Source organism: Wolbachia endosymbiont of Listronotus oregonensis (assembly GCF_031205055.1).
Taxonomy (GTDB): domain Bacteria; phylum Pseudomonadota; class Alphaproteobacteria; order Rickettsiales; family Anaplasmataceae; genus Wolbachia.
On sequence record NZ_CP102118.1, the window covers coordinates 1,158,297 to 1,177,895 of the forward strand.

Sequence of the window (19,599 nt, forward strand, 5' to 3'; positions counted from 1 at the left end):
ATTCACTTCACTTTTCAACATTTATGAAAATCTTTCCTAAGTTAGACATACCCCTAATCAAGAGTCTAGTGAACTATCTAAAATAGCTATAAAGATTACACATAGAATTACATAGATTACTATCATAACGAAACCCTCCTATTCAGCCTTCCATATCAAAAATACATACTGTAAGTTAACATGGAGAGTACATTACCACTTATTTCCTAATCTCAGTCTTGTACCTCTAATTTCTACTTTATCTATCTATAACCCTCAAACTTGCTACTGATCTCCCTTCTGATAAAATTAAAGAGTTAAAAGAGTGACATCCTTTTTTACTTATTTGGTAAACCATAAAGTACCTTCAATTCTTTCTCCAACTTTTCTTCCTAAAGCCTCAGCTCTAACTTTTTCAGCATGCAGCATTCCCTTTTGAATTTTCTTAGGTAATGGCGTATTGTTAAATTTCTGATTTGTCGCTTTCATGGCCAACATGTTCAATGCAAACAATGTACTTGGTACATCAACTTGCGCCGTAGCTCTTGTTAAATGCGCATGTTTAGAATTATGAGAACTTTGCTGGTTTTGATGAAAACCTTGTTGTTTTTGATTTGTACCACCTATCATTTTTCTACTATCTATTCTCTCATTACTAATCCTTTCAGACCATTTATTGTTTGCACTAATCGTTGGTTTGTGTTGGTTACTATGTTTATAGGAGCTGTCATCACACCGTTTATAATTTACTATGTGCTCCTTTCTTTCACTAATTTTTTTAGGTTGACCATCAAAGTAACTATGATTTTTATTGCTATGGTGAGATAAAGTAGGTTTTGGTCCATTATGTAAAACTCCTAACTTCTGCTGTTTTTCATTACCTACAACTCTCGATTGATTAACACTCTGCTCATTGCCCATTTTGCTTCCATATTGTTGTTTTGCTTGCCTGTCATTGCCACGTTTTTTGCTGTAGGCACCGGCATTCTTATCATTACTTTTACGAGCATCATACTTTGACATATATTGAAATTCCATCTCTTGTGCTTGATCATAGCTAGGCTGTTTTGATTTCCATTGATTGCTTGAGTCCATTTGAATATCTGTAAGTTTAGAATCTTTTAATTCTTTAGCTGTACCTCTGTATAACCCATTTACTAAATCTGATGCCAATTTTCCACCTTTTTCTTTTGCCCAACCACACAAACCATTTATCCATGAAGATGATCTTGTGCCACTACTTGCTACTGAATTTAGGGATTCACTTGGCAAATGACGGCGTTCGCGTCGTGCAGATCTTTCTTCCTCGAGTCTTTCTTTTAAATAGTTCACAATACTACTATGTCCTTTATCTTTAGCAATATCTAGTGGTGTTTTACCGTAATTACCTTTAGCACCAAGATTAGCACCAGCATCTACAAGAGACTTCACTATATCAAGTCTATCGGTGCCAGCAGCATAGTGTAAAGGTGTCCAATGACCTTTGTCTTCAGCATTAACATTAGCATCATGACTAAGAAGTAACTTGACTGCATCTAGCCTGTAGTTTGCAACTGCTCCATGTAAAGGAGTTGCTTGATATTCCCCATTTTTACTTTCAATATTAGAACCATTGTCAAGAAGGAACCTTATTCTATCTAAATCACCTATTTCAGCAGCTGAATACAGTAGTGTACTGCTGTCCTCGTCCTTAGTATCAATGTTAGCACCCTTGGCAATGAGACCTTTAGCTTCATTAAAACCACCACCTTGCACTGCAGCTAACAATTGCCTATTTAGACTTGACTGTGTTTGTTGTAAGTACTCTACAACATTATTATGTCCTTTATCTCTAGCAATGTCTAGAGATGTTTTACCACTATCATCTTTAGTATCAACATTAGCTCCACTATTTATAAGATATTGCAGCACATCTAAATGACCACCCCAAGAAGCCAAGTGTAGTGGCGTCTCGCCATTTCCATCAGCCTCATTAATACCCGCTCCTTTCATGAGGAAAAGTTCTATAATTTCTTTATCATTGTTCTCAGCAGCAGTATACATAGGTCCCCTACCATAGACACCTTGAATATCCTTGTGATTATTCATAACAACAAAGTGCATAGGAGTTCTGCCAAGTATATCTTTAGCATTCACATTAGCTCTCTTATCAACTAAAAACTTAGCAATATCTGAATGACCTTTCAATGCAGCCCAGTGTAGTAATGTGCAGCCATATTTATCAGTCGCATTAACACTCACATCTTTACTAACAAGAAACTCTACTGTACCTAAATTACCACTCCAAGTATAATAAAACCCACCATGCGTTCTGTCGTCAATATCTTTCGCAATAAGATCACTAATTGTCTTTAGATCTTTTTCATTTTTTACAGTAAGTAACAATTCTTTATCTAAGTGTGCTTGCATAAAAACTTTCATCATTGTATCAGAATTAGTATAACATTCCTCATCTTCAGGAGTTCCACCACTGTTATCCTTGACATCGATGCCAGCGCCTTTACTTATAAGATACTTTACCATACCTAAACGATGATAAGACTGTGAAGCATAATGTAGAGGGGTTTTACCATCTTTATCTTTAGCATTAACGTTAGCACCTCGATTTACAAGGCCTTGAACTTCATTAAAATCACTATCTTTTACTGCAGCCAGTAATTGCTCATTTAATTGAGCTTGTTTTAAGTATTTTACGATGCTATCATGCTTTTGGTCGATGGCGATATCTAGCGGTGTCTTACCATCCTTATCTTTAGCTTTGATATCTGCTCCCTTGCTTGCAAGATACTCCACTACATCCAGATGGCTGCCACCAGAAGCCATGTGCAATGCTGTCTGCCCATCACTATCTTTTAGATTAACATCAACTTTCTCCTCATCTATAAAATACTTTACCACATCTAGCTTACCATTGTAAGCAGCATAGTGCAGGGGAACTCTACTGCCATTATCTTTAATTTCTAAGCTATTTTTTGCATCTGCTACAAAATATTTTACTATATCCAGATTACCACCATAAGCAGCAGAATGCATAACAGTCATCCCATTACTATACTTAGTATTCAAGCTAGCCCCTTGACTTACAAGATCTCTAACTTCATCAAAATTACCATATTGTGCTGCAATAAGTAATTCTTGATTTAGCTGCACTTGTTTTAAATACCCTACAACATCGTCATGTTTTTGATCAGTAGCAGCATCCAGCGATGTCTCACCACCTTTGTCCTGAGCATTAATGTCAGCTCCCTTTTCTACAAGGTACTTCACTACACCTAAGTGACCATTCCAAGAAGCACAGTATAGTGGCGTTCTACCATACCTATCAGTATCATCAACGTTCATTCCCTTACTGAGAAAAAACTCTATGATGTTTGTATTATTACTTTCAGCAGCAACATGTACAGGTTTTCTACCAAATATATTCTCAGCATTAATATCAGCTCCCTTCTCTATTAATAATCTAGCATTGTCTAATTGACCTTTCCATGCAGCTAAATGTAGCGGTGTCCAACCATTTTCATCTGTTGAATTAACATCAACACTTTCTTCAAAATGATTATTCACAGAAATATTGCAAACAGGAGGCTCTATTAGGCTTTGATTAAAACTAAAAGCTCCACCAGTATTGTCCACAGCGCTTGTACCTTCAACCTGACTTCTACCTTTTCTTACAGTAGATCCACAATCTTCTATTCTCCATACACCTTGTGTAACCTTGCCCCCGGAACCCAAGTAAATACTCTTCTCCTATCTTTGTCATATTTAGCATAATCAGCAGCATACAAATACTCATTATGCTTAACATTCCTTATATTACATTTATCACCGTTAGGCTCAATCTTCCATACACCTTGCGTAACTTGTCCCCCTGGAATCCAAGTAAATACCATTCGTCTATTATCATTATCATAATTAAAATAATTACTAGCAGCATATAAATGTTCATTAAACTCAACATTTACTATACGAAAGCTATCACCATCAGGCTGAATCTTCCACACACTTTGTTTATCATTTTTCCCAGGAACCCAAGTAAACGCTCTCCTCCTTTCTGTGTCATAATTAAAACAATCAACAGCAGCATATAAATATTCATTTTGATAAGTATTTTTAATACATACTTTTGATGCAAATACTATATTCTTTACTGATTCTGGTAATTTACTTTTTAGCCTTTCAAGATCAGATCTTTTTTCTGAATCGAGACTAGAATATTTATCAAAACTCATTGCCTCTTTAATAGAGTAAGCTAACTTAAATATTGCACTATTATTTAAATCATCATTTCTTTGCATTGCATCAAACACAGCTACATAACCTGATATACGCTGACCAGCATTATTATGACTGCGTACATAACTTAATGTTTCTTTCGTATCTACCCTCCCATACACATCATTTATAACTCCTTTAATTATATCATCAAACAGCTTTCCATCTGATTTATAAATTTCATTAGCAAGTTCATTAACTGAACTATACCTATTACGCAACATGCCATCCTTTAGCTTCTCTTTTGCTACACTTTTTATTGAATATCTTAACTTCTCTACAAAAAACTCTGCCCATCTTTTTACATTAGGTGCAGTATCTGCTTGGTTAATAATTTCCTTCTTTACGCCCTCAACTACTCCCATCATCTTATATGGGTCGTTACCTTTAGCTTCAATACTAGCATTCTTATCAAGGAAGAATTTGACCATATCTAGATTACCATTGCAAGCAGCTATACGAAGAGATGTTCTACCATTTTTATCTTTAGCTCCAATGTCAGCACCTTTCTCAACAAGAAACTTAGCTATATTCAAATTGCCTTGCTGAGCAGACCAGTGCAGAGGGTTACAACCATAGATGTCTTTATCTTTAACACTAAAATGCTTCCCATCAAAAAGAATTTCTACTATGTCCAATCTGCCTGCTTGAATAGCAACGTATAAAGGTGTTAATCCACTTTTACCTTCAATAGCTTTAATTTTTCTTTCAGCTTCACTGATATTATTTTGTACTATAGCGTTAAACATCTGATTTTTTAATACAACCACTTTTTCTTTATTAAGGTCCCCTATAATATCCTCTGGGTTACAAGTAGAAATTATGCATTTTGAGTTAGAGAGCATTGTATCGTTAAAAGCAAATATCATCTCTCTTGCTGGCTGGTAGGTATTCCAATTCTCTACTTTTATTAGAGTATTATTTTTGTGTAATAGAACTAAGCTATCATTAATAACTTCTGCATCAAAACCTAATATAGAATTATCTCTGAAATCGACTAAACCAATATCATTATTATTAATTGGCTGATTATGGTAAATCTGTAATCCTTGTTCATCTGGTTTGTAATATCTGAAAAAATTAGGATTTGTTTCTATATGTTTAAGTTCTAGATTTGCACTATCGATTTTGTAAAATTTATTGTTTATCCGCAATACAATATATTGATATTCTGGACTTTTTAAGTAATCAATTAAACCAATAGATAAAGACCATTTGATACCATTACTATCTAATACTGTAATATTTTGTATCTCTAAACTGTCTTCCGTAAGATCAGAAATTGGTTTGTTATAGCATTCGTTTATATAATTCCTTTCACCTTCCCTTATATTTATACTATTAATATCCATTACATTTAATTCAGCAAAATCGATAATGTCATAAGATATACTTTGATGAAGCACTGCTCTGTTTTTATTTTTAAATTAAGCCTTATAGTAGATGAAAGGGTATCATACTTTAATGTATATTATATTCTGGTAGTTTGATAACATACTGATGTTGTCCTTTTCCCCCTTCTACCATGATGTCTTGATAGTGATTACATTCTATCATATAGCGATTATAATCATACTTTCCTTTATTGTCGTGGTATTTTTGATAACTACTACTAAGATCGGAACTATTGTAACTAAAATCAACAATTATCTGATCTGAATATACACCACCAATTATCACTTTTTCTGCGGGTATTCCCATGTAATTTCTAGTGACTTCTATTTTAGATAATGGAATGTTTAAATTATTATTGTTAGCAATATCTTTTGTAATTTGGTATGCATTAGGTAACTCTAGATTTAAAATATTTGCTTGTATAAATGCTTTTAACTTTTTTTCACCATTTTGTACAACTTCTCCATCAATATCCTTTCCTAAACCATTTAACTCTTGATACCAGATATCCTTTACTATATCAGATAAAGACTTATCTTGTATTACTACAGATTCTGTTATTCCCTGATATTTTGCTTGAATTACTAAGTTTTTAAAATCATCTATTTTAGTACTCGAAACAATACTTTCCATATCATCAGCTAAAAGATTTAAACTATAGCCACCTTTTCCTATATCTTCACTTATCTCCAACTGTGTAATATTAGCACCTTGAATATCTATTACATCAAAGTTTTCTTTTCCTGTATCACTTAAATCACTCACTATCTTAGCGTTATCACTATTCTCATTAACAATAAATACTGTTTGTTTTAACCCTCTATAATGCACATTTTCTTTATTTACTACTCTGACTTCATAATCTTGACCTTGACAATCAAATGAACCCTGATGCACTTCTGTATTTTTTACGTTAATTAACCTTGTTTTACAGTGAGTAGTAATATTTTGTTTGCTATCAGAGTTTGACACATAGTTATACGTGTTAACTAGTTTTATATTACTACTACCATAATGTATCACTCCTTCATGCAAATCTACAGCAACATTATTAACTTTAACATTCATTACTAGAGTATTTTCTTTTCCTGCTCCACCTTCAAGAGCACCAGATATAGAACTATTAACAATAAAAATAGTTTCATTATTTTTAGAGCCAATATAACGTATATTACTGCCCTCTGGAATATGCATTACTGCTGGATAATTTACAGCTGCTGTTAATGTCCTAGGCCCTGAAATATATAACACCGAATCCTTGGGAAACATTTTGTCTTTTTTACTGTTAGAATTTTTTCTTGTTGGATTAGTAAAAATAAAAGGCTCTCCTGAGAGTGTAAAGGTTTCTTGACACTTCTTATGAATCTTACCAGTATTACATGGAAAATGTAGATCATAGATACCTCCATATCCTTTCGATACTTTACTAATTTCATTGCATTGAAATTTTTGTAGCGGGTTTCTTAATGGTGCATCTACAATTCTTAAACCAAGGTTTTCATATTCATATTTTGTTAGATGAGGGATGTGTTTTGCATCTGTATTAACAATGTAAACTTTCTTTTCATCTATATCTTGATGACATTGAGAACTACTTTTTACATTACAGATAAATCTTTCCCAACCTTCATTCATGACCAAAGTATAAGGCCTTGTAGGCAGTGTTTGAGATATATTGAGGGAAAATAAATCACTCTTCAAATTAGAAGCTAGGTCGATTTTACCAAAAAAAATATCATCGTACCTCTTTTCCAAACCACACTCTTCCGTCACCATGCCTCTACAACCTAAAAATGCTTGCCTCTTACACATAGACCTTGTTCCAAAGCTTTTAATCACCTCACTATATTTCTCTTCAATGGAGATTACGTATTGTACAACTGCAGCTATATTATAATTATCATTTAACAACTGAATAGCTACTTCTTTTACATGATTTAAGTAACCTTTTACTCTAATCTTATCTTCATATTCCTTTTCTACATCTCTCCCTGTAAAAAACCTAATTACCTTTGCAAAAAAGACTTCTGCCTGCTCATTACCAGGTAACAGAGGTATTTGCTCTGCTATTGCTTTGGTATACTCTACTCTCTCATGAATTTCTACGCCAATTGTTATTAATATATCAGCAACCATAGTAACTGTTGCCACTTTGCTTAAAACTTTGCTTGCAGCAGATAGTCCTCTTAAAATCTTAGTAGTAGCACTTACACCCTTCATTGTAGAACTAATTCCTATACTTATAGGTTTTATACTCATGCTTGCTAACTTTACACCACTGCTAGCTGCCCAATAATAATTTAATGGATGATGATTACCTTTAGTTATTTCATCTACACTATATCCAAACTGATAAGCAATAGTTGCAAATGTAATACCCTGAACTACTGGATTACTAATAACCTTAATAAAAGCCTGACGTATAGGTTGTGGTATTTTACTGACCAATTTTCCTATTTTACTATTAGGAGAAATACTTATACTCTCTCTAACATCATCCATAGCATCTAGTATGCCATTGATACCAAACACTTGCTTCAGAGCATCATTATCATGCCGTCCAAGTGTTGTTGCATCACTTATGCTATCAAACAAGTCATATATGGCCATGAGGGAGAAAAATTTTCCACTTTTAGCCCCTTTTATCTTTGCTGAATCAAACTTATTATGATCAAATTCAATTCCTCGCTGCTCAAGATTTTTTCTTACATCGTCAATATATTTTGCAAAAACTTTTTTGTTAATGTCACTAAAGTGATTTTCAAATTGGTTAAAAGTATTCTCTCTAACTCCTTTTTCCAATAAATTCCGTTTAATCTCACTTATAACATTATCATAATTTTGATTAGCTATTTCAATACTACCTACATCTTCAATGTATTTTTTATTCTCTAACAACTGCTTATCATTTGATAGTTGATGTAATTTATTATGAATTTTCTCTCTTTCTGGATCTGTAATAAAATCTTTAATTATACTATCAAGTTTTACTTTGTAACCATCGATGTTTAAATAATGTTCAATACCTTGTCCTTTAATTTCTTCTATTATCGCATACTCTTTATCGCTGCTTACTTTTAACTTTATCTCAAGATTTTCCTTATCCAGTATATAATTTTCTATACTCTTAATATTTGTAGCGTTATCTATTATTAATTCTTTATCATTACCGTTATTGTCTTTGAATTTTATATTTACTTTACCACTATCAATACTCACTTGAGGAGAATCTATAGTTATAATTTTTGTGTCATAAGCTTCAATACCAAACAACTCTTTAATAAGTTTTTCCTTTTCTTTCTCTGTAATCTTTTCTTCATCACGTGAATCTATACAGACCATACCTGTACTACGCTGTTTCCTTCCTTTGGAACATTGCTGCTGACTAATACTAAAGATAGAACTATGAACTACCTTAACAGGAGTAAACGCATCTTTGCTCATTAAGATAAGGGAATCTGCATTATTCGCACCTTTATCAAATACAACACCTATAAAATCTACTTTTTTCCCATCTGTCAGCGTCTTATAAGTTACACCTTTCTTATACTCATCGGCTATTTGTTTGTTTGCTTCATCTTTTAACGCATCAGCTGTCTTGCCTTCCCTTGGTCCTTTAAGCTCTAACCCTACTGGATCGTATTCTTTAGCACTGCTAGCTTGATCTGCAAATTTGATACCATGAACCAGCATATCAATACGTTTTCCTCTGCCTGTTTGAAACTCAGTTAATACTAATGCCCTGTTTTCTTGTAGTTCTCCTAGCTTTATATCACTATAGTGGCTAAATGCTCCGTGAGATATAGCTTGAGTATGCGCTTCCTTTTCTATTAGAACCTTAAAAGGTAGCACTGTCTCACCTAATTTTCCAAATAACTCCTTATACTTGCCTATTGATTGAGATTGATCTTGTGAAGAAGCAAGCTGAGACTTCAATACCTCATCAAATGTTTCCTTTAACCCAGCAGGATAAGGAATGTTTTTCCACTCTCCACCAAAAAAACTTTTTCCCTGCCTATACTTATCCAAGGAATTATATCTATTAACCTTCTCTACATCGAAAAAATCTGATTTTCTTTCCTCTTGTAAACTTATACATACTTCTGTTATTTTACTGACTGTTGGTAGGTTAATGGGTATTTTTTTCTCACTAAACTCTCCTTTTCCTCCCTCTCTAATGTGAAAGATAAACACCTCTTTATTCTGCCCTTGATTTCCTTTAGTCAGCATGAATGTTGTCACAGGCCTTTCAGTTGATTGTGCACCAGACCTTGTAGAAGAAGCAAGTGGGTACTCATTATATAAAAATACAGATTTCTCTAAATTAATTCTCTTGAACTCATTAGCAAGAAGGAGTTGCCCTAACAGGAATCTACTAAAGTAATTACCTCCTTTCTCTGGTGTACCGGGAAATGTATGATAAATACGTTCTAGTGGCTGTTTTATCTTTTCTTTAACATTAGTGATCGTATCTTGTCTTCCATCCCAATCTGAAGCTTCTTTCAAGAGTGCCTGTATTGTAGGTGGAGCAATTTCTCTATCTCCACGAGGTGATACATACATTGAAAACTTTTCACCTTCAGTTGAATCCAAATTTAACCCTACACAAAGCACATTATCTGAAACGGTTAAAACACGCATTGTGTTTGGCTGAAAACCTTTTGCATAATCTTTTGCTTGCTCTAATGCATTACCTGGCGTTGTACCAGCAGCTGTTCCTGCTTTTAATTCAATAATAATTGGAACAGCGTTTAATGACCTATCCTTGCCACGAGGCACTAGAACAATATCAGCATAACCTCTCCCTGCAAATTGCTCTAAGTAAACCCTGAGATTATACCTATAGCGGAAATTCACTAAAGCTCCTGCTACAAATCCATGATGTGCTGCTTCTTTTACTTCTTGACCATAGACAAGTGAATCCTTATGTTCAGAGTGAATTTTACTAACTTTTTTTAGAATATTTTCAACAGGTTTTTTCACTTTTTCCACATCAGGATTAGTCAGCTTTGCTATATCACTTTCTGGATTATTCCATAATCCCTTTTTTATTTCCTTAAACTCATGTATTGTAGAAGCATCATTGTCCAATTTATTATTTTCCACATTAACAGATATTCCTGCCATTTTCCCTTTGGCATCTTTTTCTTTAGTAATTTCTACCAATCTCACACCTAGCTTACCTTGATTTCTAGCTATTCTCACAACATTATTTCTGGCAACTTTAGTATTGCCTAATATCTTATCTAGCTCACCATAGCTAAACTTTTTCTTTGTGCTACCAGATTCTGCAATAACAAAGACCTTTACTTTATCAGCAGCATCTTCTGGGCTTTTGATTTCTCCTTTTTTAATAACAGCTACTTTTAGAGTCTTTGCACTATCAAAACTAAAATATACTTTTTCAATATCCAGCTTTTTTGCAATTTCTGTATCTACCAAAGTGGAAAAGCTCCCTAAAAAGAAATGAGGAAAAAATCCTTCTTTACCTACTGAATGTAAATACGATGGAACCTGGTCAACATACGATTGAAACCTTGCTTTGAAAGATTCAAAATCACTCCCTTTTGGAGCTGAAGTACTTGGGCCAGCTTTTACTGACTCTCGAATTAGTAGCTCTATTAATTCAAAATCCTGCACTCCTTGATTATCGACTTCTCCTTGTTTTCTTTTAGGCATATAACCCTCCTTTTAGACATATAATATTTTTAATGATCACCTAACCCCACATAAGACTGTTTACTAATCCCTACCTCAGCTAAATCACTACTTGGGCCAGGTATGTTTTTTTGATCGAGTTTTTCACCAGCAGACTTACCATAGCCTAAAAACCTATTTAATGATTGATTATCTCTTTGTTCTAATATAGAATGTATACAGTTTGCTTTCTCAGAAGACATAAACTCCTTGATTTGCTTAGAATTAGCCTTATCTAACATTGCCCACACTGGCTTCATAAAACCTTTTTCAACCAAATGTACTGAAAATTTTCCTTGAAAAGAAGAATCTTCCATCATTTCCTCGTCCAATGTGAAGGTACGATGATTATCAAATCCTTCTTTTTTCCACATATGCATAAAAACCTCCACACCAGCACCTAAATAATGCTCTGGACAGTCCTTTATCATGAATTTCAACCAAAGAGAATAATCATCTTCTGAAATTTCACTTGATTTTAAACAATCAAATAATTCCTGAAATTTATCAAAACTAAGCACGTCCTTCATTCTATTTAAAGATCCATAATAACCATTCTTTTCTAAATCTCTTTTCAAAAGCTCTGGATATTTATCAGGACTTATCTGACTTAAACAAAATTCAAATACATCAGGATAGCCATTATCATGTGCTGCATGCACTGCAATTTTCATAAAAACCTCATCTTTCTCCCGAGCACTTAACTCACTTTCAGGTAATGATTTTATCTTATTCCAAAAGAATTCCACCGCTTCTACACGTCTTCTATTAGAACTTATTGCTGCACGATGTAAACCAAAAACATAAGGATGCTGACCTTTTAGATCTAACTCTGAAATGTATCCACTAATGAAATGTGACCAAAATTGCATCATTGCATCTGTACACCAATTTCCACTTACTGATTTGACTAATTTTTTTATTGCGTCTGAATCTCCGTCTTTTATTTTATCTTCCTGTTTAAAATGATCAAATAGAGTGATTATGTCTTCTTCTAAGCAACACCAACATGCAACTTGGTAACGATCAAAGTCATCTAGTGGATTACTTGTACCCTTCCAATTCTGTGGCTCTATCATCTTTCTAGCCACTACTCTTCTATTGAGTTTGATACCATGTATTGTATCGATTTTTTCCCAACATTCTTCATTTGATAATATATCAAGAAAAAAAGAAAGATTTCCGGTATTGATAGTCTCCAAATATCCCCGCCCCAATTTTTTATTTGAAGTTGTTTAGATTCTTTATAAGGATCGTTATCCTTAATAATAGAGAAAGCTACCTTAGTCAGATCATCTAAGTCCATAATTCTCACCTCCATAAAAAACATACAGAGCTATAATAATTTATAAACCCTATATCAGTTTCAACATCATACTACACCTTTATAACCTGTCAATCACTATTTAAGAAAAATTTTCTAACCCAAAGTAGTTTGAGGCAAAAGGCTTTTAGCAGGCTCAATACATGACCTCTTGTTTATTTTAAATTTTGTTTTGCCATAAATTTGCCTTAATTCTTCCGCAAGCAAATTAATATTAATTTAGGAAAACATATTATTAAGATCTCAAGTAAAATAACCATTTCCAGTACCCAAACCAGCAAGCGTGAGAGCTTTTTGTTTTGGGATGTGTTGGTCTACCGCTTGTTCTGTGCGAACTTTTCTATATAATAATTTTACTATATCGCAAAACCAGCTATATTAGCCTACTTTAACTAAATTTATATATGAACTAATTTGCTTAACTTTGTTGCAACAGTTTTACTTTTCTATTTTCACAACCCTATTTTTACGCGGCTTGTTCTCACAGATATATGTACCTTTTTGTGGTTCTGAGAAAGGTTAAAGAAGTAAACAAACAAATTTATTGTAGTGCTAGAGATAGTAGTATTTACTTGCAAATTTTGACAAGAGTTGCTAAGCTTTTATCTAACTTAAACAAAAATTAAATTGTTCATTAGAAAATAGTGAGGAAAAGATGAGATTACATCAAAAAGAGAAAATTTCTGGGACTGCAGAGGAAATATACAACACTTACTTACTATTATATAAACTAAATGAGATTAAAGTTGATAGTGGAAAATCACTGCAAGATATAATTGTTGAGGCAATTACTCAAGGTAAAACACAAGCAGAGTTTAAAGTAAAAGGTAATTCATATAAAGTTAACATTATCAAAAAAGGTGGTAGCTATGAGCTTGGAATTTTAGGTGAGCATACTAAACCAGAAGCTAAAGATATACTGAAATATACTGACGAAGAGATAATAGCTCTATGGGCCGATAGTAAAGTGTCTTTCGAAAAAGATCCAAATAATAATAGGGCATTTGCTGTTGGTTTACATGATCAATCAAGATTGCAAGATTTAAAAGTCGGTGGGCTAGGTAAAAAAGTTCCATTTGCTTTGCGTTTTGCCAATTTTTACAAAGTCATAGAGGTTTTAAAGGATGAAGGGACACCATTAGAAGAAAGACTAAGAATAGCAAATAATATAGCAACTGGTTCAGGAAAAACAGGGGATATAGCGCTCTTAAAATTCTGGGCTTATCTTACAAATATTCCTTGCGTTACTGCAGTTCCAAGCGACAATTTGAGAAATCAATCAAATAATTTTGATAGAGCATTTTTACCTGATGAAGTTGCACAAGAATTTGCTGAACCTTTTTCTGAAACAAATGCTGAATATGCAACTTCAACTTTTACTGAAGCGTTTAATACGCAATGGAATTTGCTTAATGATAAATATGGTAAAAATAAAAGCAAACCAGCATTGATTCTTATCGATGAAGCTCCAAAATTGAAAGAAAATGCTGTGCAAATGGCTCGTGCAGTTGAAGTATCTCGTGGTAACCCGACTGCTTTTTTCAGTGCTACACCAGATAAATTTCTCAGTGAAGAATTTAAAATAAAACAACAGATCTTGCTTTCTCCAAAGGAAAGAGAAGCACTTGGTATTGGAAAATTGCCTGTGGTGTACTACCATAAAATGAAATTTAAAAACTTGGAAGAGATGGTAAGTGCTAAAGGTCGAGGCGAAAGCACATATGAGTTGCGATTTGTAAATCCAGAAATAGCATATACAGAAAAAAGTGAAAATACCCATACAAGACTCAATCAATATAAAGATGCAGTAGCGAAATTTATAAGTGAGATAACAAAGCAGAACGGTGATCTTAGTAAGCTATCACAGCCATTTTTAGATTTCATTAGCAAATCATTAGACAGTCAAGCTTATAAGAAAGGTTTAATCGGCACTGAAGAAAGGTGGGCAGAAAACGTGAAAAATTATATCACTGAGGGAAGAAAAGATGATGCTCAAGAAAGAGAAAAAAGCGCATAGAATCTTTTGTTAAAGTAATTAAAGATCTGAATATTGGGTTAACAGAAAACAATATAAGATGCCTGGTAGAGGAAAACTTAAATGTTGAAATTGGTAGCAAATTACTTCCTTCCATTAAACTACATAACATACTTGATACTTTGGATGAATATAAAAAGAGTGGCAGAGCAGTTAATAAGGATGAAATAAGTAAATTTATTGATGAAAAATATGAAATTACTGATTCTTCTTCTCTAGAGTTCAATTCTGAACTCACAGATGCTATATTGAAATTACATAAGCTTCAAAGTGATCAAGGTCACAAAAAAAGTACGGAACGTAACTATCCTGGAGATAAAAAACTACATGAGCATATTTTTAACGAATTTCCTAAAATTAAAAAATTTTGTGAGCAGGATGCAGTTATCTGTTGCTTTAATGGAAGTGTGAAGCGTTTCAAAAGTAATGGAGAGCAAATCTATCAGTATATTGATGATATGGATAAAAAGAATATACTTAGTATAATTAAGGCTGGCTTTGTGCCAAACACTATTTCTAAAGAGCTGGCATTAGGAATTGATGCTCCAAGACTCAGCAGAGCTGCAGCTATAGTAAAAGACAAAACCGAAATGCTAGATCCAATGTTTTTACTTCAGCTTATGGGAAGAGTTGGAAGAGATGCAAAAAGTAAAGGATCATGTTATTTTGATATGTTTACATCTGATGAAAGCTGCTTAAAGGTTGATGAAATAACTACGCTATCAGGAGCAAACCTCATTACAAAGCTTGAGGAGGGGCATGAAAATTATATTCGAGATGGAGAAGGTAATATTAAAACGTGTTCTGCTTTGTTGGAGTGGGATATAAAGCAAATTATCGTACTCTATGATTTGAATCCTCATCTTCAGAAAGAACAAAGTCTTCGAAACGCAGTTGCAAAAAGAATAAAGAGCGAGTTGAGTAATCTAAGCATTCAATATCGTTATGATAAAAAAGCTGTTATAAGCGTTTTTACCGGTGTTTTAAAACGAAGTACATCTAATTTGGAAAGAACTTTCAATACACAAAAAGTAAACCTAGAAAATGTAAGGAGATTAGGGGCTTGTGTAGATTATGCAGAAAGCATCCCATTAAATGATGCAGCACTCAAGGAGTTAGAAGAGTCAATAAAAGGGCTTAAAGGTGTAGTCAAGCAATTGGAGCAAGTGAGCACAAACGCACTAGAATACTCGGACGACATGTCACTAGCAGATTGGGTACGCTATATAGTTCATACAAAACCTATGAGCCACGAAGATTTACTTAAAGCCGATCCCAATTCTAGAGCTCCAATTTTCATGGAACAAAAAGAAAGATCACAAAGAAGATGTGCCTCTGTACATAATGCAAGTGAAAGTATAGGAACACCTAGTACTGCAAGTAAATCCTTTCAGCAAGTCAGCACAAAAAAGAAAATTATGTATGGTGTGATGATAGCTTCTCCATTTATAGCAGTGGGAATTTACGCTTTAGTTGTAGGTGCAGCAGTTTTCAATCCTGTGGTAGCTGCTGGCATATTTGTTGGAGCTGTGGTAACTGCTGCTATACTATTTGGAGCAGTAAAAATTTATGAAAAGAAAGCAGAAAATCCAGATATGGAAGTAGGAACTGCTGTTAAGCAGGGAGTGTTAAATAAACTGTGTCAAACCGAAAAAAAAGTAATAAATTGATATAAAAAAATGGAGGTTTGACAATGAGTCAGAAAGTAGTAAACAGAACTACCGGTTTGGTAGATTATAAAGAATTAGAAACAAATATCCTGTCGTCTATACGAGAAGGAAGACCGTTGACAGGAAGAGATGGAGCATTAACACCGTTTATAAAAAAGTTGCTGGAGGTAAGCCTGGAAGGTGAAATAGAAAACCACTTGTCGGCTGAAAGCGAAGAGAATAATCGAAGAAATGGGAGGAATGCAAAGACTTTACGTACAAGCGCAGGGTCATTTGAGCTTTTGACGCCAAGAGATAGGGAAGGAAGTTTCGAACCACAAATAGTCAAAAAAAGGCAAACAAACTTACATCCAGAGCTTGAAACGAAGATTTTGAGCACATTTGCCAGTGGTATGGGCTATAGAGATATAGTGTCACATGTTGAGGAAATTTATGATCACAAAATATCGGTGGCAGAGATATCAAGTATTACTGACAAATTGCTACCAGTAATCAACGAATGGCGTAGTCGCCCGCTGCAGTCTGTATATCCGATAGTTTTCATGGTTTTTTAAAGTCAAAGAGGACGGGCATTGCGTAAGTAAATGCATGTATAACATATTAGGCATAGATCAAAATGGCAAAAAAGAAGTATTAGGTTTTTATTTGGCTGAAAGTGAAGGAGCTAACTTCTGGTTGGGAGTGCTAAATGACCTCAAAGAAAGAGGAGATACCGTCTTGTTAGTCAACAAAAAAATTATAAAAATTTCCCAAGTTGCATCATAAAATCAAAAAATACTTCCAATTGTGTAACAGTACACAGATTATAGTTAGTGGATATGTTGATAAGTAAACTTCATCTGTTTTGTGCGTATAAAACTAATTTACTTATCAACATATCCACTAACCAACAACATTCAATAAATTTGTGTAAGATACCACTTTACATAAGATAGATAGGAAGCATTTTTGATTTTAAAGTACTAAACCTTCAGTCAACCTCCTAGCCCTGTAGTTTTTGATATGGTTAGGATCAAAAGCACTTTTGGATGTCAGAATACCGAAAATGATATGGAGTAGCTTACGCATTGCAGCACCAACGATGGCCATATTATGCTTACCCTTTTCCTTTAATCTTTGGCAAAAGCTCATAATGATAGGATTGTGATTCTTAGCTACTATGGCAGGAAAGAAAAGTGCCTTACGTAATGTTTGTGAACCGGATTTACTTAATCTGGGTTTGGCATATACAGAGGAACCTGACGTCATATTTCGTGGTATAACTCCTGTATATGCTGCCAATTGCCTGGCATCTCTAAAAACCTCTATATCAGAAACTTCAGCTAAAATAGCTATTGCTGATTCTTCTCCTATGCCTGGAATAGTCAATAGAAGTTGAAAATTTTCCAACAATTCTTTGTGTTGATTTAATAGTTCACGTACGGAGTTTTTTATTGTTTCTATTTTTTGAGCTATATTCATTGCAAGGTCTTCCCAAGCATTTGCAACTTCTTTAGGCAGTCTCTCTTTTTTTCTAAGTGGTTATTTACTAATGTTAACTCATCTTTTAACGCAACTGAGCAACGATAAAGATGTTTTAATTTTTTCATTTCAGGAGAAGGTGGTGTCCAACTAGAAGGTTCCTGTCTTTGGCAATAATCAGCAATAACTTCTGCATCGGTCTGATCATTCTTTTGTCGTATCAGCTTACTCCTTGCATAAGATTTTATGCAATAAGGATTTACAACACTTACAAAATGTCCAGCATTGTGTAGAAATTCAGCCAGTGCTTCGCTATAACAACCAGTAGATTCCATGCAGGTTTTTACTTTTTCTACATTATGTTTGTGTAGAAAATTCAGTAGACTTTGAAACCATCGTTCTTAAAGCTTCTTTTTCTAGTTTCACGCTTTCCTTTTTTGCTTATAAATGAGAGAAAAACATCAAAGCGATCTTTTGATATATCTATGCCCAAAAAGTTGTTGATCATATATAACCCCATACGTTACCATTAAAAATGAAAAGTAAGGCTAGTCTTGTGAATACAGAATTAGAACCATTCAGGTCTTTCTACGATACCGTCCAGCCTATACTTTTGAGAAGGGAATTCTTATCTCCTCTACAGATTTTATATCTAAGAAGAAGCACAGAGTTCCTCCCTTCTCCACCTAATGCTTAAGCTTAAAACATTAGATGCTTTTGACAAGATACAAGAAGGAGGCACTGGGATGACATCATAGAGGCGCTGGGATGACACCCGGACAATCGTCATCCCGCTGCTTGTTAGCGGGATCTAGAGATACCGCGGCGGTATGATGGTTCGTGGCGGTATAATGAAGCTTGAAAGCGGATCACCTTTCACGACCTGTATTTACTTCAGGAGTATTAACAGGTGTTATCGTTGGGTTTTCAAGCTTTGTTGCCTGCTTCAAACCCTCGCTTATACTTTGGTCCTGATTTAAAATTTTATCAAAGTGCTTACTCTTTTGTTGCTCTTCGTTATTTGACGTATCTCTTTGAGCATCTTCTTTTATGCCACGAGCATTTTCCACACTCTTTTCATCCTCACCTAAAAGTTTTTCTAATATTTTCTTAACAAAGCGCTTCAGAAGACTCAAAAACCCTTCTTCTTTTTGATTTTCTTGTGGTTGAGGTGTGGTATCTTTTTTGCCTGGCTCAGTGTTGGGCTTCTCTTTTACAGAACTCTTGCTCACTGAGGGACTAACGATGTGCTCTGATGGCTGTGTATCTGTTTGTACAGAAGCCTCAGAAGTCTTTTTTTGTCCACTCTGTTCAACGCTTTTACCTTCTGCTGTAGTTTCTCTAAGAGTGTTGGCTGCTTCTTGAAATTTTTTGTCATTTTTTGATTCTGCAACTTTTTCACTTGTGAAGATGCCCTTCCCTTTATATTGTTGGTCAAGCTCAGCAATTCTTTCAAAATCTTGACGTATTTTTTCATCTGTACGCCTTTTTTGACTTTCAAATTTCTGATTCAATTCTGCAACGCTTTTCATTTTGTTTTCGAGCTCTTTACTTTTCATAGCCTTTAGAGCCTTTGTTCCTTTTGCAATATAATTAACCTTCTCTTCTAACGGAGTACCTTCTGGAAAAGCACCTGGAGAACGTTCAAAGACACCTTTAAACTTTTTTTCAACACTTTCTTTAGATGTCTGGGCCATACCTGTTACCTATTAAAACATATCATATAACCAGTATATTAGCTAATTATATAAAAAACAGTTAACATA

General features: G+C 34.2%; 8 protein-coding genes and 2 pseudogenes. 3 read left to right on the plus strand and 7 right to left on the minus strand.

Annotated features, from left to right (window positions below):
- Positions 1 to 321 precede the first annotated feature (321 nt).
- From NMD99_RS05860 to NMD99_RS05875, 4 genes are read right to left on the minus strand one after another with little or no spacing between them, the layout of a single operon-like run.
- Entirely contained in the window at positions 322 to 3,711 is a 3,390-nt protein-coding gene (locus NMD99_RS05860) for an ankyrin repeat domain-containing protein (protein WP_309165862.1), read from the minus strand.
- Entirely contained in the window at positions 3,669 to 5,657 is a 1,989-nt protein-coding gene (locus NMD99_RS05865) for an ankyrin repeat domain-containing protein (RefSeq protein ID WP_309165864.1), read from the minus strand. The genes NMD99_RS05860 and NMD99_RS05865 overlap by 43 nt, the downstream gene beginning before the upstream one ends.
- 55 nt (positions 5,658 to 5,712) lie before the next feature.
- Entirely contained in the window at positions 5,713 to 11,325 is a 5,613-nt protein-coding gene (locus NMD99_RS05870; protein ID WP_309165865.1) for a hypothetical protein, read from the minus strand.
- A gap of 29 nt (positions 11,326 to 11,354) precedes the next feature.
- Positions 11,355 to 12,545 carry a hypothetical protein gene (locus NMD99_RS05875; protein ID WP_309165867.1) on the minus strand — a complete coding sequence of 397 codons (1,191 nt, stop codon included), beginning with the start codon at positions 12,543 to 12,545 and terminating at the stop codon, positions 11,355 to 11,357.
- A gap of 777 nt (positions 12,546 to 13,322) precedes the next feature.
- Here NMD99_RS05875 and NMD99_RS05880 point away from each other — a divergent pair.
- From NMD99_RS05880 to NMD99_RS05890, 3 genes and pseudogenes are all read left to right on the plus strand, one after another.
- Positions 13,323 to 14,684, plus strand: coding sequence for a DEAD/DEAH box helicase family protein (locus NMD99_RS05880; RefSeq protein ID WP_309165869.1), 1,362 nt, complete (start codon positions 13,323 to 13,325; stop codon positions 14,682 to 14,684).
- A gap of 140 nt (positions 14,685 to 14,824) precedes the next feature.
- Positions 14,825 to 16,372: a hypothetical protein gene (locus tag NMD99_RS05885; RefSeq protein WP_309165871.1), complete on the plus strand. Its 1,548-nt coding sequence runs from the start codon at positions 14,825 to 14,827 to the stop codon at positions 16,370 to 16,372.
- Between the two features lie 23 nt (positions 16,373 to 16,395).
- A pseudogene (locus tag NMD99_RS05890) lies at positions 16,396 to 17,098 on the plus strand (IS256 family transposase); the annotation flags it as partial.
- A gap of 228 nt (positions 17,099 to 17,326) precedes the next feature.
- Here the strand turns inward: NMD99_RS05890 and NMD99_RS05895 are convergent.
- From NMD99_RS05895 to NMD99_RS05905, 3 genes and pseudogenes are all read right to left on the minus strand, one after another.
- Positions 17,327 to 18,341: pseudogene (locus tag NMD99_RS05895) on the minus strand (IS110 family RNA-guided transposase).
- A 144-nt stretch (positions 18,342 to 18,485) separates the two neighbouring features.
- The gene (locus NMD99_RS05900) at positions 18,486 to 18,623 is read right to left on the minus strand and encodes a hypothetical protein (RefSeq protein ID WP_265017218.1); all 138 of its coding nucleotides are present in this window, start codon (positions 18,621 to 18,623) and stop codon (positions 18,486 to 18,488) included.
- 79 nt (positions 18,624 to 18,702) lie between these two features.
- Positions 18,703 to 19,530, minus strand: coding sequence for a hypothetical protein (locus NMD99_RS05905; RefSeq protein WP_253309896.1), 828 nt, complete (start codon positions 19,528 to 19,530; stop codon positions 18,703 to 18,705).
- Positions 19,531 to 19,599: the final 69 nt, after the last annotated feature.

Bases quoted from the DNA above. Each gene is read 5' to 3' on its own strand.
- NMD99_RS05905 (WP_253309896.1), bottom strand. From the start codon at position 19,530: ATGGCCCAGACATCTAAAGAAAGTGTTGAAAAAAAGTTTAAAGGTGTC.
- NMD99_RS05870 (WP_309165865.1), bottom strand. From the start codon at position 11,325: ATGCCTAAAAGAAAACAAGGAGAAGTCGATAATCAAGGAGTGCAGGAT.
- NMD99_RS05900 (WP_265017218.1), bottom strand. From the start codon at position 18,623: ATGACGATTGTCCGGGTGTCATCCCAGCGCCTCTATGATGTCATCCCA.
- NMD99_RS05880 (WP_309165869.1), top strand. From the start codon at position 13,323: ATGAGATTACATCAAAAAGAGAAAATTTCTGGGACTGCAGAGGAAATA.